Origin of the sequence: Glaciimonas immobilis (assembly GCF_011947285.1) — a bacterium.
GTDB lineage: Bacteria > Pseudomonadota > Gammaproteobacteria > Burkholderiales > Burkholderiaceae_D > Glaciimonas > Glaciimonas immobilis.
Map to the genome: position 1 here is coordinate 291,647 of NZ_JAAOZT010000001.1, position 22,982 is coordinate 314,628.

21 protein-coding genes and 1 pseudogene are annotated in these 22,982 nt (G+C 50.7%); 13 read left to right on the forward strand and 9 right to left on the reverse strand.

The window, feature by feature from the left end; all coding sequences use genetic code 11:
- The first annotated feature begins 22 nt into the window (after positions 1-22).
- A complete protein-coding gene (locus HAV38_RS01285) occupies positions 23-364 on the forward strand; it encodes a ComEA family DNA-binding protein (RefSeq protein WP_168051637.1) in 342 nt (113 codons plus the stop codon).
- Between the two features lie 271 nt (positions 365-635).
- Positions 636-1,538, forward strand: a complete 903-nt coding sequence (gene cysM / locus HAV38_RS01290; RefSeq protein ID WP_168051639.1) for a cysteine synthase CysM — start codon at positions 636-638, stop codon at positions 1,536-1,538.
- Positions 1,539-1,667: 129 nt separating this feature from the next.
- Here cysM and HAV38_RS01295 read toward each other — a convergent pair whose 3' ends face one another.
- Complete coding sequence (locus HAV38_RS01295; protein WP_168051641.1) at positions 1,668-2,000, reverse strand: hypothetical protein; 333 nt, start codon at positions 1,998-2,000, stop codon at positions 1,668-1,670.
- A gap of 1,065 nt (positions 2,001-3,065) precedes the next feature.
- Between HAV38_RS01295 and HAV38_RS01300 the strand changes: the two genes are divergently transcribed.
- Complete coding sequence (locus tag HAV38_RS01300; protein ID WP_168051643.1) at positions 3,066-4,979, forward strand: scabin-related ADP-ribosyltransferase; 1,914 nt, start codon at positions 3,066-3,068, stop codon at positions 4,977-4,979.
- A gap of 89 nt (positions 4,980-5,068) precedes the next feature.
- Here HAV38_RS01300 and HAV38_RS01305 read toward each other — a convergent pair whose 3' ends face one another.
- From HAV38_RS01305 to HAV38_RS01315, 3 genes are all read right to left on the reverse strand, one after another.
- Positions 5,069-5,743 carry a protein-tyrosine phosphatase family protein gene (locus tag HAV38_RS01305; RefSeq protein WP_168051645.1) on the reverse strand — a complete coding sequence of 225 codons (675 nt, stop codon included), beginning with the start codon at positions 5,741-5,743 and terminating at the stop codon, positions 5,069-5,071.
- 3 nt (positions 5,744-5,746) lie between these two features.
- Positions 5,747-6,022, reverse strand: a complete 276-nt coding sequence (locus HAV38_RS01310) for a hypothetical protein (RefSeq protein WP_168051647.1) — start codon at positions 6,020-6,022, stop codon at positions 5,747-5,749.
- Between the two features lie 160 nt (positions 6,023-6,182).
- On the reverse strand, positions 6,183-6,743 hold the full coding sequence (locus HAV38_RS01315) for a DUF1415 domain-containing protein (RefSeq protein WP_168051649.1): 561 nt from the start codon (positions 6,741-6,743) through the stop codon (positions 6,183-6,185).
- A gap of 244 nt (positions 6,744-6,987) precedes the next feature.
- Between HAV38_RS01315 and HAV38_RS01320 the strand changes: the two genes are divergently transcribed.
- Positions 6,988-7,524: a YaeQ family protein gene (locus HAV38_RS01320; protein WP_168051651.1), complete on the forward strand. Its 537-nt coding sequence runs from the start codon at positions 6,988-6,990 to the stop codon at positions 7,522-7,524.
- A gap of 108 nt (positions 7,525-7,632) precedes the next feature.
- On the opposite strand, the gene mltB is transcribed toward HAV38_RS01320, so the two are convergent.
- The 4 genes from mltB to HAV38_RS01340 are packed head-to-tail and all read right to left on the reverse strand — an operon-like array spanning position 7,633 to position 13,142.
- Entirely contained in the window at positions 7,633-8,865 is a 1,233-nt protein-coding gene (gene mltB / locus HAV38_RS01325; protein ID WP_245182128.1) for a lytic murein transglycosylase B, read from the reverse strand.
- A gap of 5 nt (positions 8,866-8,870) precedes the next feature.
- Positions 8,871-11,153 (reverse strand): transglutaminase TgpA family protein, encoded by a 2,283-nt coding sequence (locus HAV38_RS01330; protein ID WP_168051653.1) that lies wholly within the window; start codon positions 11,151-11,153, stop codon positions 8,871-8,873.
- On the reverse strand, positions 11,150-12,196 hold the full coding sequence (locus HAV38_RS01335) for a DUF58 domain-containing protein (RefSeq protein WP_260326417.1): 1,047 nt from the start codon (positions 12,194-12,196) through the stop codon (positions 11,150-11,152). Before HAV38_RS01335 ends, HAV38_RS01330 begins: the two co-directional genes overlap by 4 nt.
- A 19-nt stretch (positions 12,197-12,215) precedes the next feature.
- Positions 12,216-13,142, reverse strand: coding sequence for an AAA family ATPase (locus tag HAV38_RS01340; RefSeq protein WP_168051655.1), 927 nt, complete (start codon positions 13,140-13,142; stop codon positions 12,216-12,218).
- A 293-nt stretch (positions 13,143-13,435) separates the two neighbouring features.
- Between HAV38_RS01340 and HAV38_RS01345 the strand changes: the two genes are divergently transcribed.
- Positions 13,436-14,389: a histone deacetylase family protein gene (locus HAV38_RS01345; protein WP_168051657.1), complete on the forward strand. Its 954-nt coding sequence runs from the start codon at positions 13,436-13,438 to the stop codon at positions 14,387-14,389.
- Positions 14,390-14,492: 103 nt separating this feature from the next.
- Positions 14,493-15,458 (forward strand): ribosome biogenesis GTPase YlqF, encoded by a 966-nt coding sequence (gene ylqF / locus HAV38_RS01350; protein WP_168051659.1) that lies wholly within the window; start codon positions 14,493-14,495, stop codon positions 15,456-15,458.
- 155 nt (positions 15,459-15,613) lie between these two features.
- Here ylqF and HAV38_RS21745 read toward each other — a convergent pair.
- A pseudogene (locus HAV38_RS21745) lies at positions 15,614-15,912 on the reverse strand (CbbBc protein); the annotation flags it as partial.
- A 411-nt stretch (positions 15,913-16,323) separates the two neighbouring features.
- On the opposite strand from HAV38_RS21745, the gene urtA reads away from it, so the two are divergent.
- The 7 genes from urtA to HAV38_RS01385 all read left to right on the forward strand — a co-directional run bounded on the left by urtA (position 16,324) and on the right by HAV38_RS01385 (position 22,975).
- Positions 16,324-17,517, forward strand: a complete 1,194-nt coding sequence (urtA, locus tag HAV38_RS01355; protein WP_209216583.1) for an urea ABC transporter substrate-binding protein — start codon at positions 16,324-16,326, stop codon at positions 17,515-17,517.
- Positions 17,518-17,590: 73 nt separating this feature from the next.
- Complete coding sequence (urtB, locus tag HAV38_RS01360) at positions 17,591-18,493, forward strand: urea ABC transporter permease subunit UrtB (RefSeq protein ID WP_184013411.1); 903 nt, start codon at positions 17,591-17,593, stop codon at positions 18,491-18,493.
- Positions 18,494-18,495: 2 nt separating this feature from the next.
- Positions 18,496-19,527, forward strand: coding sequence for an urea ABC transporter permease subunit UrtC (gene urtC, locus HAV38_RS01365; protein ID WP_168051661.1), 1,032 nt, complete (start codon positions 18,496-18,498; stop codon positions 19,525-19,527).
- A 10-nt stretch (positions 19,528-19,537) separates the two neighbouring features.
- Positions 19,538-20,341, forward strand: a complete 804-nt coding sequence (gene urtD / locus HAV38_RS01370; protein ID WP_168051663.1) for an urea ABC transporter ATP-binding protein UrtD — start codon at positions 19,538-19,540, stop codon at positions 20,339-20,341.
- 7 nt (positions 20,342-20,348) lie between these two features.
- A complete protein-coding gene (gene urtE / locus HAV38_RS01375) occupies positions 20,349-21,038 on the forward strand; it encodes an urea ABC transporter ATP-binding subunit UrtE (RefSeq protein WP_168051665.1) in 690 nt (229 codons plus the stop codon).
- A gap of 30 nt (positions 21,039-21,068) precedes the next feature.
- A complete protein-coding gene (locus HAV38_RS01380; RefSeq protein WP_168051667.1) occupies positions 21,069-22,106 on the forward strand; it encodes an aliphatic amidase in 1,038 nt (345 codons plus the stop codon).
- 59 nt (positions 22,107-22,165) lie between these two features.
- Positions 22,166-22,975, forward strand: a complete 810-nt coding sequence (locus HAV38_RS01385) for a CbbQ/NirQ/NorQ/GpvN family protein (RefSeq protein ID WP_168051669.1) — start codon at positions 22,166-22,168, stop codon at positions 22,973-22,975.
- Positions 22,976-22,982 lie beyond the last annotated feature (7 nt).

A 22,982-nucleotide genomic window follows, 5' to 3' on the forward strand; every position in this document is an offset into this window, starting at 1 on the left:
CACATTAATGGATAGAGATTACATGCTAAAAAAATTACACTATATCACCGCGATATTAGTCGCCACCATGGGCTTGGCTTTTGCACAGGTTGATGTAAACAAAGCAGACAAGGCGGGCCTTGATAGCGTAAAAGGTGTGGGGCCAGCGACTTCAAAACGTATCCTTGATGAGCGGACCAAAGGCGGCAATTTCAAAGATTGGTCTGACTTTGAAAAGCGGGTCAAGGGAGTCAACGCGAAAAGTGCCGTCAGGTTATCGAAAGCCGGATTGCAGGTGAACGGTCAGGCAAAATCGAATGTGCCGGTGAAAGCGCCGGTCTCGGCTGAGTCTAAAAAAGAAGTTGTCAAGGTGCCGGTAAAGTAATCAAAGTAACAGATAAACTCGTATTTGATCAAATAGTGTTATTTTGACTTAAATAGGATTATTAGTTGAAAGCTCCTTCGCCATGAGGAGCTTTTTCATTTGCGCGTTAGGTAGGGGATAATGCTTCCACTCTCGCCTTTTGGGCGAGCAGACCTCTGTCCAACCAAGGATGATTTGCGCCAGATCGATCGCGTGGATTAGTCGTTACGCATACGCACAATAAAGTCTCATATTAGAATAGGTGTTTTGCATACTATGCTAAGCGTAAACTATGTCATATCTCACTATTGAAGACACCATCGGAAACACTCCGTTGGTGCAACTGAAGCGGATTCCGAGCGACGCTGCTAGACAGCGCAATAATATTATTCTGGGAAAACTCGAAGGAAACAATCCCGCCGGGTCGGTCAAGGATCGGGCTGCATTGTCCATGATCAAGCGCGCAGAAGCGCGTGGCGATATCAAGCCTGGCGATACTCTGATTGAGGCAACGAGCGGCAATACCGGTATCGCACTGGCAATGGTTGCAACTATACGCGGTTACAAAATGGTGTTGTTGATGCCAGAAAATCTTAGTGAAGAAAGACGCCAGAGTATGGCCGCTTATGGGGCCAAAATCATCCTGACGCCTAAAACCGGCGGTATGGAATATGCCCGCGATCTGGCGCAAAAGATGGAAAAAGATGGCGAGGGAATCATTCTGGATCAGTTTGCCAACCCTAATAATTCTTTAGCGCATTACGAAACGACAGGCCCCGAAATCTGGCGCGATACAAAAGGCACGATTACGCATTTTGTCAGTGCTATGGGTACGACCGGCACGATAATGGGTGTGTCACGTTACCTCAAAGAGCAAAATCAGGCCGTTTGTATTATTGGCGCGCAGCCCGAAGAGGGGTCGCAAATACCTGGCATCCGTAAGTGGCCCGAGGCATACATGCCTAAAATATATGACGGCACACGCGTCGATCAGACTGAGTCGGTGAGTCAATCGGCAGCAGAACGCATGGCACGTAGACTGGCGAACGAAGAAGGGATTTTTTGCGGCATATCCGCCGCTGGTGCCTGCGCGGTGGCACTGCGTATTTCAGAGCAAGTAGAAAATGCAACGATAGTTTTCATCGTCTGCGATCGTGGTGACCGGTACCTGTCGACCGGCGTTTTCCCTGCGTAACCGCTTTTTAAAGCATGCTCTTTAAAGCACACTCTTTGATATCGCTCTTTAGTGCGTTTGCAACTTCATAAGCGCACTAAAGATCGTAACAAGAAAGTAGCGGACGCAGGGTAATTTTGAGCACGACGATTACTTCTGTAGTTCCGCCTCAATCTTATCTTTAGGCTTAAATTGTTTATCGCTAATGCGAAACTTTTCGCGACGGTCACCCATCAATCCACGCAATTCGCTAATGGTCAGGCTGCTTACTTCATGCATGCGAATTAATAGTGATGCCCCGACTGGCAAGCGGTGATGACGAATTTTGCTGATGACGGGTGGTGCAACTTCCAACGCACGCGATAAAGCTGCATCGTTTTTCAGATGCAGTTTGTCTATGAGGGAGTCCAGCAGATGATTGGGGTCGTATGAGACTTGTTGATCGAGTTTGTTGCTGTTTGGCGCTTCTAATGGTGTATTCATAATTCGTGAGATTCCAATTATTCCAATGTTGAATAGGGAAGGTTCGCGCATCTTTTCTGGAAACATCGCGCTAAATTTACCTTCGGCTTATTGACGAAGTTGCAAGTAGCTATATTTTATACCGAATCTGAGCATTTTTTTGTTTAAAGGAAACACTTTGAAACAATTTAAAAAATTATATTCTAAACAAAGTTGCGTTTCAATAACTTCTTTAAACTCTAACAACTTCTGTCCGGTTGGATAATTAATACGGGTTAAAAGTTGCAAAAACCTAATATATTTTTTTATCGCATCAAAAGCATGACATTTAAACCACTTTATGCCTATTGATGGGGTTTGACAACTGACTTTTTGATAACTAAGTGCGTTTGAGGTTTTTAGTTAAAAATATATTTTTGACAACCAATTGCGGCGTAGGTTTTATGATGCGGCGAGAGCGTAACGCAGCAATTGGCTCAGCATCTGACCGGATGCAAAGTGCGCCAAATTTCAAAATCAGGATTTTACGTTTGATGACACTTTAGATTTGTCATTGCTTTATGCGTGGGTGCGCGGTGATGTTGCCGCGGCGCACGGCCGTAAAAGGCGGGGACGCCTCAACTGATTTGCCTGCTTATTGAGGCTCGCGCTCAGGCATGCGCGTTTAGGGCGCTGCTACCTCGTTATTAATCTGGTTGTTAGTCATGCATCCACATTTTCAGAAAAATCTGTAGCGAATATAGATTTATCTTATATTTTTACGACCGCAATTTTTCTATAATGTCCGATATCTTTAGGTTTTTCATGTTCCTGAAGTCCTATTCGATCACCGCCGCTCCTCACTTGCTTTGTCGATCGGCTAATTAAGATTCCGTCTTTGAGTAATGGATGCGTGCCGCATACCGGCACGCTATTTAATCTCGTCTAAAAATTAGCTGAACGGCACTTACCTCTTTAAAGATAGGCAATATGAATTTCAATCGATCCACCCTTTTTGTAGCTCTCTGCGCGTGTTTTTTTACGCCGCTATCTTCAGCGTTCGCTGTAGAATCTGATCCTGTCAATTTTCGCACGGGTCCGATGGTAATGGATGATGACCTTGGCATCATTCACGACACCTATGGCGTTCCTGGTCATTGCTTGCCGACGCCCACCAATCTGCCGAATTGGGACACGTCCGATATCGTCAATAAGCAGTTCTATAAGGATTGGTTAAAGACCACGACTTCGTTGTGCGTTAACCTCACCAATGCCGAAATAGACAATGAAAACTATGTTCCTGCAATTGAAAACGGTATCGTTTGGCGCGGAACCGACGATCGAGTTCTGTTCCGTGCAAGCGGCGGCAATTTTCCGTCGGCGGCAGACGTTCTGGATAAGGGCTTCATTCCGTTCGAACCAGATGACGGCAGTCTGGCGTTGCAGCCGGAGGTGGGTGATAAGGCTTCCGGATTAACCAGCACCTCCTACAATGCGGGTATCGCGAGCATGTTCGGAAAACATCTTTATGTTCTCAATGCTCCCGGCGGTATCGATGTGGACCTCACGGTTTCTAACCGACCTGCGGATTGGGAGGATGAAATCGCTTTTCCAGGCGGCGTGGACAGCAGGCTATTGCATGGCGTATTAATCCACGACAAAGATAAGGTAGTCTATCGCTATATAACTAATCCAAAATACCGCCTCGCCCGTGAGGAAAGAGAAGGTTATTTCAATCTTAATTTATCCTCGACCGGTATTTATCATGATCAAACCAAATTTACTGTTGACGGTGAGGCGGTAGGAAATGGAATTCAAAGGTTTAAGACCTCGGACGCACCTTTGAAATTAGAGGCTTGGCGACAAGGACCAGAGGGTACGGTTGCGGCCGATGCTTCCCGTATTTACATCTCTGGAATAGGTAACTTTTGGGCCGAACCCAACGAGGATATATCGTGTATCTATATTCCAAGCCAAATGCAAATTGATCAAAATATGATCGTGCAATTTATTCCGCGGGAACCCAAAACTGCAACAAGAAAACCCCCCGCACCGCACTCTTGTCTTCGACTCGATTCAGAAAAAATGCGCGTACTCGATCCACAATTTACCGAGGACGGTCGTGTTACGGACTATTTTTATCGCCCACTTTCTCCCGGCAAAGTTGCTCAATGGACTGTCCATGCGCCGGGCGCGGGCTTGTACTCCAGCGTTGGTGCCAATACTGGCTCAAATGCGCAAGCAATTCACTTAAATGCGTTCATCGGAACCGATAGTCATCCTTCTGCCATTTCCCAAAAAGTGTTGGTTGGCAAGGGACGCAGAAAATCGGTTCTGACATTTAGAGCGGGTAATAATCCTGCGCTCAATTGCACAAAAGCAGGCGTTGGACCGTGGACTGGCGAGCGCATGGCTGGAAGCCAGTCGTTTAAGGTTGCCGTCTTTGATAATGGGAAAAGTGAGTTATTAGTAGAAAAAGACTACGCTATTGGTACCGCTACCAAACATCATATTGATGCAGATGGAAGGCATTCGCGTATGGACCCTGACTGGAAATATTACACAATTGCTATGCCGCTCATTGGTCGTGACGGTCCTCTCGACCAAAACTCGTTGGATCTGAGTTTTACGTCTACTGGAAAAGCAGGCGAAACTTGTGGCCCATTGATCAGTGATGTGCAATTCTTTAGTCTTTCCAGCCCGTATTATAGGGATATAAAACAGAACTCTGGCGCTCCGCGTAGTGCCGATTTCGCAGCGGGGATTAAGGGACCGTTGATGGCAAAGGCTGCACAACCCATCGTACTGGATGCAACCCAGGTACTAGGCTCAGTCAGCGATGCCGTGCAGTGGAAGTGGTCGGTTGAGCCTGCACTTCGGTTTAAATCTTCTGGGCCGCGCTTGCAATTTTTTGCACCGACATTGGGGGTGGGGCAGGACTACCGCTTCACATTGAAGGCTGAAGAGTTGGATATCACAGAGACGCACACGGTGCATGTTCAGGGAACGTCGAAAGAATAAGATCGGAGGGCAGGCATGTCATTTCTCCTAAGCAGTCGTAGCTACTTAGGAGCGTGTGCACATAACTTCTGAAATTAGCTAAATGTGTATTAACGCGGGGACGGATTTCGTTTAACCTGGCAGAGCCAGTTTTTTTGGTGCTTGTTTGCCAGCTCGGCCAGGACTAGAAATTGCGCTTCACTTTGGACCGTTTCAGGTCGCGCCTTGCGCGCCTCACGGAGCAAGCTTTCCAGACTATTTTGGTCCTTGGGATCCCGTAAACACAGCGCTATTCCAATCACTCCCGTACGGCCTACACCCGCCGTGCAATGAATTGTTGGAAGACTTTCTAAACCTGCCCGTCCATTGAATATCTCGATTTGTTTACAAATTTTTTCTAAATCACCTAACTCGACGGCTTCAAAATCTGTCCAGTTAAATATATGGACCAATGGGATCTCAGAAGTTTTTGAAGGGTCTTCATTGAATGCCACTTGCAGGTCGTACACATCAAAAAGCTCCGCTTCTCCTTCCGATGTGGATGGCGTAGAAGTGAGTGTGATATTGGGATAGTGTTCTTTACACTGAGATATCCATGCTGAATCGTAATATTTTGGGAAATATTTAGTATCAGTGTGTTCTTTCATCGACTCAGTAGTGGGATGGTTAGCGGTGAAATCAACAAGTTCAGTCATGAAATCCATCTTGCTATCGGTGAATTTTTTACCATCAGTGATGGCGACAACGCAAGAAATGGGTTGATTGCTATATTTACCTGCCGCCATTTCTCAAAAAATCTGCAGCGTTCCTGTTGTTGGAAATTGCGTCGCAATGCAGTACGGTCTTTCCTCGCGCATTAAGTAATTAGCATGAATTTTGTCGGGAACGACTTGTGAATCAGGATTGGAACCAATATTGTAGAAGCGCGCACCGGCAGGCTGCCAGTCGGGTTTCTTCTCATAATCTTCAATATGCTCAATATTATATTTTTTCCATAGTTCCTTGGGAACAGAAGCCGAAGGAGGGGCGTATTGAGATACAGGGCTGATTCCGGTTAAAGGCATACAGATTCCTACATACAAGAATATATTGTTTAGTAGAAATTTTCCCCATTTAGTTCCATAAATGAATTACCGGATTGTCCCCCGCACAATCCGATTAAGCACCGCGTTTTTAGAAATAAGTGCGAGATAAATTCGACAGCGACAGCATTCTTTCAAATACCTATTTCACTGCTGAAGCCATCACGCCTAGTTCGGCCCAGCCCGCATTGCCTAAGTCAGCCAGGGTTTGCATATTTTTTTCAAAAATATCCTCTGCTTCGGGGAAAGCCTCAACCGCCCGATCTACACTGTCTTCACGCAGTAAATGCAGCGTTGGATAGGGTGAGCGATTGGTGAAGTTGGTAATGTCGTCAATCTCAGTACCTGCGAACTGATAGTCCGGATGAAAGCTGGCGATCTGGATTTCGCCTTCAAGCGCCATCTCTTCAAGCAGTGTATCGGCCTCGTCCAAAAAGTCGTTGTAGTCCAAAAAGTCCCGCAATACATCGGGATGAATGATAAGCGTGGTGTCGATTAAAGCGGGATCGGCTTGCTGCAAAAAGTCCAATTCCGCACGTAGTTCATTCTGGAGTTCTGCGGTGGTCTGCGCAGTGCTCACGACAAACCTGATCTGGTTTTTGATAAATACTGCTTTGGCAAAAGGGCACAGGTTGAGGCCTATCACGGCGCGTTCGAGCCAACGTGTTGTGTCAGTGATGACTTGTTCAGAGAAGGTCGGCATGGGGTTTGGTGTTAATGAGTGGTGAGTGTACATAGAGGGGCGGAAAAGCTGGGTAGTACGTACTTGCGATGGCAAATATCTCCCCCAGCGGTCTCTAGAAAGAGAAAATACCATATTGTTGTCCGCAAAAAAACAAAACGGGTTATTCTTCCGGTCGCAAGCCGACTGCTGCAACCAAGGTTGCCAACGTTGGAATGCATTGTTACGTTGATCTACAGAAATATCTTCAGTAAAGCTCAGTATTATGGCCCTTAAAGCAACTATTTTTAAAGTCGATCTGCAACTTGCAGATATGGATCGTCAATACTACCAAGAACATGCGCTGACCATCGCCAGACATCCCTCTGAAACCGATGAGCGAATGATGGTACGTGTGCTGGCTTTTGCGCGGCATGCCTCTGAATCGCTGGTCTTTAGCAAAGGCTTGTGGGACGTTGATGAACCGGATTTGTGGGAAAAAGATCTGACCGGCGCGATCAATCTCTGGGTTGAGGTTGGTCAGCCTGATGAAAAACGTATTCTGAAAGCATGCGGACGTGCTGCGCAGGTGGTCGTCTACTGTTATAGCAGTACCAGCCATATCTGGTGGGCGCAGATAAGTAATAAAGTCGCACGTGCCCGTAACCTGACAGTGATCAATCTGCCCGCAGCTACCAGTCTGGCGCTGAGCAAACAGGCGCAGCGGAATATGCAATTGCAATGCACGATACAGGATGGACAAATCTGGATGACTGCTAACGATGAGACGGTGCAGGTGGACTTAACTACGTTGCAGGGGTAAACGCAAGAAGCCAGTTCAGGGGAAATGAAGAGGAAGGCAGGTAGCGCAAATTTACTGCGCTACCTGCAGGCATGTGGATCGGCCTGACCCACTCTCTCCTTTATTTATTTATTGCGAGCGGGCAGCGCGGACCTCGCGTCCCAGATCAACCACAGACATCGCATAAAAGAAGCTGCGGTTATATTTAGTAATCGCAAAAAAGTTATCGGTACCAAGCCAATGTTCGGTCGGTCCCGTGCCATTCTGCAAATCGACCAGACCGAATTTCATTTGGCGATAACCGTCGAACGCGGCCTTCGACACTACGCCTGCAGCGCTCAACTCATCTAGCGAAAATTTGGCTTCCAGGCCCTGACCGATAAATGCCTGCCAGCGATTTTCGCTACTGGTATCGGTCTCCAGCGTTGCCGGGAAAACAATAGGCTCGCCCGCTTTCCAGCCGTGAATCTGCAGATAGTGTGCAACGCTTCCAATGGCATCAATCGGTGAGTTGCGCAAATCAATTTTGCCATCGCCGTCAAAATCTACGCCGTATTGGCGAATACTACTCGGCATAAATTGTGGCCAACCGATCGCACCCGCGTAAGAACCGAGTAGGGAGAAAGGATCAATATTTGACTCGCGTGCAAACAGGAGCGTATTTTCCAGCTCCTTGCGGAAAAATGCCATGCGCGCTTCGCGGGTGGGGGTGTTCGGGTAATCGAAGGCCAGCGTGGTAATGGCATCCATCACCCGAAAATTGCCGGTATTGCGTCCGTAGACGGTTTCAACGCCAATGATGCCGACGATGATCTCTGCGGGAACACCGTATTGGGCTTCGGCGCGGGCGAGCGCGTCGGCGTAAGTGTTCCAAAATTTAACCCCGGCCTTGATGCGTATCGGTTCCACGAAACGGGCGCGATAGGCCGCCCAGTTTTTCGGTTTGCCCGGTGGCCCCGGTTTCATTAACTGAATCGCGCTATTCACCAGGCGTGTTTTATTGAACACCGCTTCCAGTTCGGCGCGGGTGAAGCCATTTCTGGCGACCATATCGTCCATGAAAACCGAAACGGCTTTCCACTGACCAAAATTAGCGAACTCACTATCATCGCTGGCAGCAGGCGCAATGCCCGAGTCCACAAGTCGCGGTGGTGAGGTCGTTACCGTAGGGCTGGCAACCGAATTAGTTGACACCGGCGGAGTGGGGGCAGGCGTAACCGGGCGGTTGCCCGGGCTGGACTGCTCCACGGCGGGTGGGCTAACCGCACATGCAGCGCTCAGCATCGCGATCGCAATAGCGACGCAAAGTCGGGGGCGTGGAAGTGTAACAGCGGGCGATTTGGCGTGAGTAGTAGGATTCATCAAGATTAAGATAGCAAAGGTTTAAGTTTTTTGAATTGGATTTTTAATGCTTTTAGCGTGATCTTGTCGGGACCGTTATTTACGCCGTAACGGAGCGCTTCATAACTTCTAAGGAATAGCGTTATCGCAATTTTCGCCTGCGGCTTCAGCGCCGAGGGGGCCGCACATAGCCGCTCCCGATAGGCAAGCGGGCCTTCATGAAGTTCGCGCGACATGCCATACTTCACCATACGCTTGCAAAATAGCGAGTATAGCTTATCAAGCGGATCAATTTTGTTGCGCACTAACAGTAACGGCAGTAACACCACCGCCAGCGCCAAAGATCCCATTCCTATCATCAGGCCCACCAGCATTTGCCAGCTCATTTGTTGTATGCCGAAATATTGCAGCAAGCCTTTTTGGCGGTCCGGCGAGTAGTTCAGCACCCATTGATTCCAGTTATTCCCCAGCGCCTCCCAATTGGCGCGAATGTCGGGCAGTTTGTTCCACCAACTATTTTGTGCAGGATTGAGGTTGATCAGACCGCCAAGATAACTGCGCGGCAGGAGCTGATGCAATGGTTTCTGGATGCGTTCCGGCGCCACGGCGGCCGTAGGATCAACGCGCTCCCAACCAACCCCTTCTTTCCACACCTCAGCCCACGCGTGCGCATCTGATTGACGCACGGTCATGTAGCCGTCTACCTGATTAATTTCACCGCCTTGATAGCCCGTGACGACGCGTGCGGGAATATTAGCCGCGCGCATCAGGACGACAAAAGCACTAGCGTAATGCTCGCAGAAGCCAGCGCGGGTGGAGAACAGAAATTCGTCGACGTTATCGCGACCAAGCAGAGGCGGTTCTAAAGTGTAACTGAAATTTTCGTTGTGAAAAAGTTGGAGCACGGCGTTGACCATATCGCTATCGCCAGAGGTTTCTGAGCGTAATTTGGCAGCCAAGGCTATGGTTCGGGGATTAAAGCCTCTTGGCAACGTCAGTGCTTGTTGCAACGCCGCAAAAGTGTCGTTAGCGAGGTCAAAATGGTTCCCGTCGGTATCAATTTCGGATGTCACGTCGTAACGTACCCGGTCGCCTATGGGCCGATCTGACAACAGCTCACGGTCCGCGTTTATGTGGCTGCGACTAGGTGGGTTGGTTTCGAGTGCTGGGGCAAATTGCGGCATTTCCAGCGCAAAAAGCCAGTGCTGACCGGACGGTTCCATAGTGATCTGCTGACGAATGGAAGCCTTAGGCGGCGCATTAAGTGGTGACGGATCAAGTAGTGAGGAATCGGGCGAGGATGAATCAGACGAGGACGAATCTGTTTCGGAAGATGAAGGTTGGTGCTGAACTTGGCGCTGTACTCGGCGCGTCCAGGTGCGTCCGTCGAAGTTGGTCAGCACCGCGCCGCGCCAGTAGCGTTGCGCTGGTGCTGGGGCAGGATCCATAAACTTAACACGAAAAGCGATCTCTTCAGACATCGCAAGTTGCGATATCGTCCCGGGGGCCATACTGTCGGACATGCCGCTACGACCGCCGTTAGCGTCGCCTGGCATTCCCCAAAGCGGGCCTTGAATCCTTGGAAACAGCAGGAACAACACCAGCGTGAGCGGGATGGCAAGCATTAAAACCATACTGCCCATGCGCAGGCGCTGCCGCAGACGCGGTATGACACCCGTGAACTGAAAAGATATCTGTGCGGTCAGCAGCACGATGATGGTGGCTATGACAAGTAATGCGGTAAGGATGGATTGCGAGTAGAAGAATGTCGTCAGGACCAGAAAAAAACTCAGAAACAGCACCACAAAAACGTCTCGACGCGCACGCATCTCTAGTAACTTGAACGTCAGTAACAGCACCAGCATTTTGACGCCGGCGTCACGTCCGAACATCGTACGGTCGTTAAGATATACCGCGAGTAGCGCGAAGAACGCCAGCGGCAATAGCAATACTGGCCGCGGCAATCGCATGCCTTGCCATGTGATGGTGGCGCGCCACAGGAGGGTTAGCGCGCAGGTGATGGAGATCCATATCGGCAAATGATCTATGTGCGGCAACAACACCATGCTGCACGCAAATAACAGGAACAAGGTGTCGCTTTTGTCACGGGGTAACGTGCCGAATGGATTCTTGAACCTAGTGCCGGACCTGTGGCCTGCGCTTGTTGACCTTGTTAATCTTGTCAACCTTCTTAATCCGGTCGCCACGGCAGTAGTAGCCGAGTTTGGCAAGTTGTGCGCCGCAGCGTGTGGTTTCCGGATGCTCTCTGCGCCCTTGATAATCTCAGGCCGGTCAATTGATTCCGTCATGCGCCGCCCTCGTATAATGCGAGCGCTTGCAAGCACGCCTGTTGATGGGCGGCACCGACGGCTGATACATAATCGATATCTCCAATCCGAAATGCGTAGGACAACCCCAGCATTTCAGCCTCTAGAACCCAGCGGGTGAGGCGCGACAGTTTGGCTTCTACGTCCATTCCGGGTGGCAACGCGGCATAATCCAGCGTCAAATCGCTGGCCGCGCCATCGTCAAAATATTTAGTGATTAAGTTTGGATCGTCCGCTGTGCTGAGTTTGGCAATTTGACGCCACGCCAGGTGCTTAAGCGAGTCGCCCGGCTGATACGCACGCACACCGGCAAAATCCTCATGACCGGCATGGGCCTGACCGGTGCTCCCTTCCAGTGCTGTAATCGGGAGCGGCGGCGCTGACCCCGGGTCTTCCGGTTGGGGATAGACCATCACCGAGCCGTCTGGTTGCCAATAGCACCAGGCACGCAAAAACCCCATCGGAAACCGCGTTTGCAGGCGTACTCTCGGTGCGGGCATTCTGCCGCGTTCCGATGTCGTTGCTGTCAACACGACCGCGCTAAAACTCGCTGCGGCGACATCCACGGGTCGCTCCAGATCAGCCAGATCGCCGCTGATGAAATTTAACCATATGGCATAGCGGGGATGTTTGCGGCGATTAATCAGGCGCAGGTTGAATAGCGCTTCCTCACCGCTAAATACGGGCGCGTTCTGACCCGAAGCCAAATGCAGAAACGCCAGATTGCGGAAGGTCAGATGCATGTCGATCAGCGCACAGGCCGCCAATACAAACGTCAGCCCAAACCCAAGGCTAAGGTTGTAATTAATTGCACCTATGAACAGTACCAGCAGTATGCCGATAAAGGCGCAACCTGCCCGCGTGGGCAAAATATACACCCGGCGCTGGTCCAGAAAAATCTCGCCGATCTCCGGTCGCGAGTCGCGCGGTTTGAATGGAAACTTAAATGAAAGCGTCAGCCGAAACGGCATTCTGCGTCTGGTCCGGCGTTCTTTTTGATGCGGCTTATCGTATAAAGTTGGCATGGGAGTCACGCGGCCGGACTCAAACGGGAACGGATTTGAGCAACTGTAAGACCATATCTCGACTTCCCATGACGGTTCCGCTGCCATTGCGCGATTTTAGCGGGCGCAAACGATGTGCTGTGACCGGCACCAGCACCGCCTGCACGTCTTCCGGTATCACATGATTGCGTCCCTCCAGCGCGGCCCACGCTTTAGCCGCCTGCACCAGCGCAATCGCGGCACGTGGGCTCATCCCTTCAACGAACAATGCCTCCTGGCGCGATGCCTGTGCCAGCGCCTGAATGTAGTCGATCAGCGCCGGGGAGGTATGAATGTCACGCAGACTTAGCCGCGCTTCTATCATCTCGCTGGGCTCCATCACTTTTTGCAAAGACTTTAGCAAGAGGCGCCGGTCCTCGCCCATTAATAGCGCACGTTCCGCGACGGCGTCCGGATAACCTAGCGACAAACACATCAAAAAACGATCCAGTTGGGACTCTGGCAGCGCAAAGGTGCCAACCTGATGGGACGGATTTTGGGTAGCAATCACAAAGAACGGCTCAGGCAAATCGCGGGTCCGGCCTTCGGCGGTGACTTGTCGTTCTTCCATCGCCTCGAGTAGCGCCGACTGGGTTTTTGGCGTGGCGCGATTGATTTCATCCGCTAACAGGACTTGCGTAAATACCGGGCCGGGATGAAACAGGAAATTATTTTTTTCACGATCAAACACCGAGATGCCGACAATGTCTGCGGGCAACAAGTCACTGGTGAACTGAAGGCGGTTGAAGCGCAATCCAAGCGAAATCGCCAGGGCATGCGCTAATGTCGTTTTGCCGACGCCGGGAACGTCCTCAATCAGTAAATGCCCGCCAGCGAGCAGGCAGACCAGCGCCTGACGAATTTGCATCTCTTTGCCAACAACAATTTGGTTGACCTGTTTAGCGACAGCGTGGATTTTTGCGAACATGGGGCCTTTGGTGGAGGGCAAATTAGATGGCGAACAGGTTTTGCCGGTAACTTGACTGTCCTGCTAAGCTGCATTTTTACGTTGCGAAGTGGCGCTATTGAGTCGCGTCGCGCATGAGTTGCTGCGAAGAGTAGCGCGATTTCGGTACTTACTGCTACTACTGCCGCAAATCGAGAATTATCTGCTTGATAAGAACACAACAAGCTTGTTTATCCATCGCACCTTTTCTTGGGTACACTACACATAGTAGACATCAAATTATTAGCAAGTATTTAGATTATTAGAAAAATAAAATGACAACCGCTTTTTATACCCACCCAGACTGTAAATTACATGAAATGGGTGCATGGCACCCGGAGTCGCCGCAACGGCTGCAAGCCATTGAAGACCAATTGATCGCCAGCCGGATTGCGCAGTGGCTGGACTATCGCGATGTCCCGGATGTTGACGAGCCGACGTTGGTGAGCGCGATTGCACGCGTACATAGTCTTGAGGCAATCGATTTGGTGCGCGCCAATTCACTGGCCTTGTCCAGGAGCGGCGTCGCGCACTATCCGCTGGACGCCGATACCTTTCTGAATCAGCACAGCTGGCGGGCTGCATTGCGCGCGGTCAGTACCGCAATTGCCGCGACCGATGCGGTAATTGCCGGCGATCTGGATAACGCCTTCTGTTCGATTCGCCCGCCCGGCCACCACGCTACTAGCGCCGCGCCGATGGGCTTTTGCATGTTTAATAGCGTGGCGATTGCGGCCCGTCATGCGATGGTCGCGCATGGTCTGGAGCGCGTAGCGATTATTGATTTTGATGTGCATCACGGTAACGGCACCGAACAAGCGTTTTTACAAGATCCGCGGGCGCTGATGGTCAGTTTCTTTCAACACCCGTTTTATCCCTTCAGCGGTATCGGGCCGACACCAGCGCATATTATCAACGTGCCGGTGCCTGCTTATTCCGGCGGCGAGGTGGTCCGGGAGTTGGTGACCGACATATGGTTGCCGGCATTGCATGCGCATAAACCGCAAATGATCTTTATTTCTGCCGGATTTGATGCCCACCGCGAAGACGATATGGGCCAGATGTCGTTGGTGGAGGCCGATTATGCGTGGATCACGCAACAGATCGTGCAGGTCGCAAAACAACACGCCGACGGCCGCATAGTCAGCTGTCTGGAGGGCGGTTATCATTTATCTGCGTTGGGACGCAGTGTTGTCGCGCACTTAAAAGTGTTGGCCGACTTGGAATAATCTGCTTAAAATCTGGCTAAACCGTTGTTTGTGGGACAAGTTCGTGAGGATTTAGCAGGGAAGTCCGTACAATAGCGGTTTATTTTGTCAGGCAAGAAAACGCATGTCCATACAATGGTTCCCCGGCCACATGAACGCTGCCCGCAAAAAGGCGGCGGAAGCCATGGAAAAGGTCGATATGATCATCGAGGTGCTGGATGCCCGCATTCCGCAGGCCAGCTGCAACCCGATGATCGAGCAACTGCGACTGTTTCGTCAGCGTCCTTGCCTCAAAATTCTGAATAAAAGTGATTTGGCAGACCCGGTTGCCACGCAGACCTGGATCAATCATTACAACAGCCAAAAAGACGTAAATGCCGTCGCATTGAGTTGCAAGAAGCCGTCGGACGTCCTTAAAGTGCCGGGTTTGGCATTGGCGCTGGCACCGCATCGCGGCACGCCGCTCAAGCCCCTGCGCATGATGATCATGGGCATTCCCAACGTCGGCAAATCGACGCTGATGAATGCGTTGCTGAAAAAGCGCGTCGCAGCGGTCGGTGACGAGCCTGCCGTGACCAAAGTCCAGCAGCGCTTGTACCTCAACAAAAATATGGTCCTGATCGACACCCCGGGTATGTTGTGGCCCAAGATTGCGTTGCCGAGCGACGGCATGATGCTGGCCGCCAGCCATGCCGTCGGCGTCAATGCGCTGATTGAAGAAGAAGTCGCGACCTATCTTGCAGATGTGCTGTTACAGCGCTACCCAGAATTGGTCGCGGCCCGTTTCGGCATGAAAATCACCGACACCACCGACGGCGTGGATGTGATTGAAGGCGTTGCTATTCGGCGCGGTTATCGGCTCAAAGGTGGTGGCTATGATATTGAAAAGGCTGCAAACACCTTGTTGCAAGATTTTCGTACGGGTGCGTTGGGGCGGATTTCTTTGGAAACCCCAATAAGTCGGGCAGAAAGCCTCGCGCAACACGCGCAAGAGTTGTTGGAAAAGCAGCAAGCCAAAGAGGACATCATTGCCGCGGCAGAAGCAGAAGAACGCTTCTATAACCCACCCCGGGATGAGGCGGATATTTGAATTTACCAAGGTGAGTTATGGTGTCGCTGTTACTCCCAATTATTAGCGAGTTCGAAACCGAGCTGAATATCGTTGAGTCGTGAATGCAAACTGTAATCTTGCAAAGACGAGGCATCTATGCTTTCCCGGATGACTATTTTTGCTACTAAGGAGGTCTAGGTGCGGTCGTGGGGGATTACGCAAATGGGTATGGACTTGTACGACGGTGTTCCACTCTCTATATCAAAACAATTCAAGGGGACCAGCACATTCGCCTCAGGGGAATAGGCACCTACGGAACCACGGGCAATCGGCTAAGCGATCGCTGCGATCTTTTCGAGGCGAAGCTGAAACCCAGAAGCATCGTTACAATGTCGACCAGAGCACCGTGTTCAAGCCCATTTGCGACGAGATCGTTTTCGTTCATAAACTGAATATCGCGCCGTCCGAATAGTCCGCGGTAGCGGTTGGCTAGCACTGAGGGCTTGGATGGGTAGTGCGCTGACTTCCTGCTGAAAGAATGCGATCAAACGTTATCGCTCCGCGCCGCTCCCCAATTTATGACAGCATCTGCATTAATGCAAAGCAAAGAATGCCGGATTGAATCCGTGTGCGTCCTGTCGTGAGATAAGTCGCCGTTAAAAATTTAAAAACTTTCTTGACAGAAGAAACACAGCGGGAGTAATCTCCAACAACTGAATAATTTACGTAACTTGCCGCCAACACCGTCGGCATGAGTACATGGCAAAAGAGCCCTGAGCAGACTTTCAATAGTCGCATCAGGGCTTTTTTGTTTGTAAAAATCAGTAACGTTTTGAAATGTTAAAAATCAATAGTCCACATAATTATAAGTGGCAACATTTTTTTAAAATGATCAGGAGACAGCGTGAAAAATATTAATCGACGCAAATTTATTCAAACAGGCACCTCTCTTATTGCTGCCAGTGCTGTTCCAGGACTTTTCCTTGGGTCAACTAGCGCGCTTGCTGCAGACGGTAACACTGTCAAGTTAGGCTTGCTTCACTCCTTGACGGGGACAATTGCGCTGGCCGAAGCTGCTTTGGTTGACGCAGAGAAACTTGCAATTGATGAAATTAATGCCGCCGGTGGCGTTATGGGGAAGAAAATTGAGGCCGTTGTCGAAGACGGTGCCAGCGACTGGCCGACGTTTGCAGAAAAAACAAAAAAATTGCTAGAGCGCGACAAAGTCGCTGCGATCATTGGTTGTTATACCTCCGCCTCTCGTAAAGCCATCTTACCGGTGCTTCATCAGTCACACGGCCTCCTGTACTATCCGACCTACTATGAAGGACAGGAACAGGACAAGTCCGTCATCTATACTTCGCAGGAAGCGACGCAATCCGTCATCGCCGCCATTGAATGGATGGCCAAACAGCAGGGGAAGACCTTCTTCTTGGTTGGCTCTGACTACATTTACCCGCGCACGTGCAACAAGATAGCCAAGCCTACCATTGCCCGCCTTGGCGGTAAGCTCGTCGGTGAAGAGTACGCACCCCTTGGACACACAGAGTTCTCGTCGATTATCAATAAAATCAAGGCCGCCAAGCCGGATTGGGTTTATTCGACCGTTGTCGGTGGCAGCAATGTGGCATTTTATAAGCAGTTGAAGGCGGCTGGCCTCGACGGTCAAAAGCTTAAGTTGCTTTCCACTGTCGTTTCAGAAAATGAGATCGACGGCATTGGAAAAGATAATGCGGTTGGCTACTACGCATGCATGGGCTACTTTGAAAGTCTGAAGAACCCGCAAAATGAAAAGTTCGTCAAAGCCCTGAAAGCTAAGTACGGCCAGAACCGTGTCGTGGGCGATCCGATGGAATGCGCTTATAACGCGGTCTATCTCTGGAAGTTGGCCGTTGAAAAAGCTAAGTCTTTTGACGTCGACAAGGTAATTGCTGCTTCTGAAGGAATCGTTTTTGATGCACCCGAAGGTCAAATAAAAGTGGCAAATAATCATCACGTCGCCAAAAAGGTGCGCGTTGGCCGTGCTCGCAGCGATGGTCAATTCGACATAGTGTACGAGTCGCCCGTGATGGAGCCAAATCCGTTTCCGAAGATTTGATCCCGCTGTAATCCGTGTTCGAGGCCGGCGTGCCGGTCTCGCTCGAACTATGCTTTTGTTGGTAGGAGTGGTTATGTCTTTCGCTACGGTTGTCATGCAGCTTTTCAGCGGTTTGAGCCTTTTTACAGTGTTGTTATTGATGGCGCTTGGCTTGGCCATTGTCTTTGGTTTGATGGGCGTGATTAATATGGCGCACGGTGAATTAATGGCACTTGGTGCTTACATCACTTACCTGACGGCTGCCTTCTTTTCCCGGTTTCTTCCCTCGTTGATGGGACTGTATCTTTTTGCAGGCATTTTCCTTGCATTTGCCGTGACCTTTGCTTTTGGTTATCTACTTGAGCGCGGGTTTATTCGTTGGTTTTACAATCGCCCGCTCGATACGCTGCTCGCTACCTGGGGATTAAGCCTGATCCTGCAGCAGGCATACCGCACCATCTTTGGTCCGCAAGAAGTGTCAGTGCCATTGACGTCCTGGTTAAGCGGGGCTTGGTCTCCGACGGCTGATATCCAACTCCCCTTGAACCGAATTTTTATCATTGGCCTGACGATTGTTGTGGCAGTCGGTGTTTACCTCATTCTGTATAAGACCCGCCTTGGACTACGTGCTCGCGCGGTCACCCAAAATCGCGCGATGAGCTCTGCAGTGGGCATTGATACCAATCGCGTCGATGCGCTCACTTTTGCTTTGGGGTCAGGGCTTGCAGGGATTGCGGGTTCCGTGTTCACGATGATTGGCTCAACCAATCCAGGTACCGGACAGCTTTATATCGTCGACTCTTTTATCGTGGTCGTGTTTGGCGGAGTTGCAAGCCTGTTTGGAACTGCAGCTTCCAGCTTCCTAATTGCCCAGTCACAGACAACCCTTGAATATTTGATGAGTGGATCGATGGCTAAAGTGTGCATTTTATTACTAGTTATTGTTGTTCTGTATTTCCGTCCGAATGGCCTTTTCTCTTCCAAAGTGAGGGCTTAATAATGAATTCCTTACAAAAAAAATCCGAGTTGGCCGCGCACGTGTGTGTTGCGGTGCTGCTCCTGGTAATTTTCCCTCTCGTTTTAGGGCCGTTCTGGTTGGGCTCGATCGGCAAGTACATGTCATTTGCATTTGTTGCGATTGGTATTGTCCTTGCTTGGGGGTATTGCGGCATCCTTAGTTTGGGCCAGGGTATCTTCTTTGGACTTGGCGGCTACATGATGGCCATGTTTCTTAAAGTGGAAGCATCCGCGCCAAATTTGCCGGACTTTATGGTGTGGAGTAGCGTCGATCACCTTCCAACCTGGTGGCAGCCCTTTACCAATTTTTGGGTGACCCTCTGTGCGATTATTGTTGTCCCCATTGTCCTGTCGTTTCCCTTCGCTTATCTCATCTTTAAAAAGCGCGTGAGCGGCGTGTATTTCGCAATTGTTACCATTTCGTTGGCGCTGGCAATGACAGTCATGATCGTGGGACAGCAAGGCCATACTGGTGGAGAGAATGGCATCACAGATTTCAATACACTACTCGGATTTGACATCCTTGGCGATCAGAGCAAGCGCAATATCTATTTTGTCGAAGTGGGCTTGCTTCTTGTGTTCATGGCGCTTTCGGCCTGGCTGCTTCATACCCGCTTCGGAAAGATTTTGATTGCTGTGCGTGATCGCGAAGACCGTGTGCGTTTTTCCGGTTATGACACCGCCATGATCAAAGCATTTATATTTGCCGTGGCAGCGGTCCTTTCCTCCGTGGGCGGAGCGCTCTTTACGCTTCAGGTTGGTTTGATTACACCGACTCTGGTGGGATCGGTAGCATCAGTAGAAATGGTGATCTACGCGGCGCTTGGTGGACGACTATCTGTGCCGGGGGCGGTAATTGGCGCGCTGGCGGTCGGCTTCCTGAAATCCTATCTGTCAGAGCAGTTTCCCGAAAGCTGGCTGTTTTTTCTCGGCGCCATGTTTATCATCGTTGTTGCATTCATGCCGAACGGGCTTGCCGGTACTGTGCAGCGTGTCCTACGAATAAAAGCCTAGAGGAAGCCCCATGCCTACTTTTATTGCTGAAAAGCCGCACACTCTGGCGCCTATCGCGATTCCTCGCGCAACGTCGCCCTCCGGCCACATCTTGACCGTGGAAAATTTGACGGTCTCCTTTGATGGCTTCAAGGCGGTAGACAATCTATCGCTGTCGATTGCGGAGAAGGAACTGCGCGTCATTATCGGACCAAACGGTGCCGGGAAGACGACCCTCCTCGATATGATCTGCGGTAAGACCAAGCCGTCTTCGGGAAGCATACGGTTTCGGGGTATCGAGTTGACGCATCTGCCCGAATTTAAGATTGTAAGAAAAGGCGTAGGACGCAAATTTCAGACTCCGTCGATTTACGAAGATCTGACGGTGGCTGAAAACCTGGAGATATCCCTACCGGAGGCGCACGGAATCTGGGCTTCCATCTTCTTCAAGCGCACCCAACACGTTAAAGAGATCATTGAAAATGTGGCGCAGGAGATCATGCTGGCGGATCAGCTAAGAACTAAATCCGGCAAGCTCTCGCATGGACAAAAGCAGTGGCTCGAGATCGGGATGCTGCTGACCCAAGGACCGGACTTGCTACTCTTGGACGAACCAGTCGCTGGCATGTCTCCGCGCGAGCGGGAGCAAACGGCAGAGCTTCTGAAGAAGATTGCCTTGGGTAAATCTCTTGTCGTCATTGAACACGATATGGATTTTGTCAAATCGATCGCAAACAAGGTCACAGTGTTACATCAAGGAAAGCTGTTATCCGAAGGTTCGGTTGACCAGGTACAGAACGATCCGCGCGTCATTGAAGTGTATCTGGGACATTGAGGTAATTATGCTTAGTATTTCAAACCTGAACGTGTTTTATGGTGAAAGCCATGTTATCTACGACGCCTCGCTGGAGCTAGCCCCAGGAAAGGCCATTGCCGTGGTGGGCCGTAATGGCATGGGAAAAAGTACCTTGCTGAAGTCGGTGATCGGAATGGTCCCCGCCAAGAACGGATCGATCAAACTCGACGCTCATGAGCTGGCCGGATTGTCGAGTTACAAGCGCGTCCAGGCCGGACTGGCCTTTGTCCCGCAGGGACGCATGATTTTTAGCCAGCTCTCGGTTGAAGAAAACATTCTGACCGGGCTTGAGACCGGACGCTATGGCAGCATCCCATCTTTCATTTATGAGTTTTTCCCTGTACTGCGCGAGATGAAGGACCGCAAGGGAGGCAACTTGTCCGGAGGCCAGCAACAGCAATTGGCCATCGCGCGCGCTCTGGTATCGAAGCCCAAGGTGCTTATTCTTGACGAACCGACAGAAGGCATACAGCCGTCAATTATCAAAGAAATTGCGCGCTCCCTTAATGCGCTTCGCGCCGAACTTGGGATTGCCATCCTTGTATCTGAACAGGTGCTAAGTTTTGCATTGGAAGTTGCTGATCGGGTAGTCGTTATTGATCGCGGCCGGATCGTGCGCTCGGATGAAAAGAGCACCTTGAACATTGAAGAAGTACGGTCGTATCTCACCGTTTGAGCGGCTGTTTATTTAACCAAGGAGAAAGTAATGAGACACGGAGATATATCAAGTAGCAATGACTGTGTGGGCGTGGCTGTCGTGAATTACAAAATGCCTAGCCTGCACACCAAGGCAGAAGTGATGGAAAATGCGCGCAAAATTGCTGAAATGGTCGTCGGTATGAAGCGCGGCCTTCCAGGAATGGATCTCGTGATCTTCCCGGAATACTCTACGCATGGCATCATGTACGACTCGCAGGAGATGTATGACACAGCAGTCACTATTCCGGGAGATGAAACTGCGATCTTTTCAGAGGCATGTCGCAAAGCCAATGTATGGGGCGTCTTCTCGCTGACTGGCGAGCGTCATGAAGAGCACCCGAAAAAGGCGCCGTATAACACCCTGATTCTGATGAACAATAAGGGCGAGATCGTCCAGAAGTATCGCAAAATCATGCCATGGGTGCCGGTCGAAGGTTGGTATCCGGGCGACTGCACGTACGTGTCCGATGGCCCGAAGGGCATGAAGATAAGCCTCATCATCTGCGATGATGGCAACTATCCCGAGATCTGGCGCGACTGTGCGATGCGTGGCGCCGAACTCATCGTCCGCTGTCAGGGTTACATGTATCCAGGCAAAGAGCAGACGATTCTGGTCTCCAGGGCTATGGCATGGATGAACAACGTCTATGTCGCTGTGGCCAATGCTACGGGGTTTGATGGTGTCTACTCGTACTTTGGCCACTCGGCCCTCATTGGATTTGACGGACGCACGATGGGCGAGTGCGGCGAAGAAGACATGGGCATTCAGTACGGGGAGATGTCGATGAGCCTAATTCGTGACGCGCGTAAAAACATGCAGTCGCAGAATCACCTCTACAAGCTTCTCCACCGCGGCTACACAGGGAAAATTAACTCCGGGGAAGATCCGAATGGCGTGGCTGCATGTCCGTTCCAGTTCTATGAAAAGTGGGTCAATGATCCGGAAGGTACGCGCAAGATGGTAGAAGCCATGACCCGGTCAACGCCAGGTACAGCAGAAGCGCCTATTGAGGGCATTCCCAACGAGGCAAGCGTCCATCGTTAAAAGGTAAGAATTTGCATCTGGCCTGGCGCGGCCAGATGCATTAAGCACTGAGGTATTAAATGATCGAGAACATAAACGCGTATTTGATTAAGGATGAGCCCTACTACCAGCCAACGGGGGGCGAAGTCGATTTATTCATGGCGGCTTACAGGCTGCGCATGCCCATGATTCTGAAGGGACCGACGGGGTGCGGCAAAACGCGCTTCATGGAATATATCGCATGGAAGCTGCAAAAGCCCCTGATCACTTTGGCGTGTAATGAAGACATGACGGCGTCCGACCTCGTTGGCCGCTTTCTGCTTGATGCCGACGGCACAGTTTGGCATGACGGACCTCTCACTCTGGCTGCACGATACGGTGCCATATGCTACCTCGACGAAGTTGTTGAAGCCCGCCAGGATACGACCGTCATCATTCACCCCTTGACGGACGACCGCCGCATTCTTCCGCTCGATAAGCGTGGCGAGCTCATCCATGCCCATCCCGATTTTCAACTGGTGGTGTCCTATAACCCCGGCTACCAAAGCGTAACCAAAGATCTGAAACAGTCCACCAAGCAGCGCTTTGGCGCCCTTGACTTTCACTATCCCGATGCAGCAGTTGAAAGTAACATTGTCTGCCATGAAAGCGGCGTCGGCGACGACATTGCCGCCAAGCTCGTTGGGATTGCATCCTGTTCGCGTGGATTGCGCGGCCGCGGACTGGAAGAGGGAATTTCGACGCGCATGCTGATCCATGCGGGAGCGTTGATACGTGATGGCATTTCCCCCCATGCGGCCTGTGGCCTCGCGATGACCCGGCCAATAACTGATGATGTGGACATCCAGCGCGCGCTGGATGGCTTTGTGACCGCCTACTTTGGCCCTTAAGGCAAGA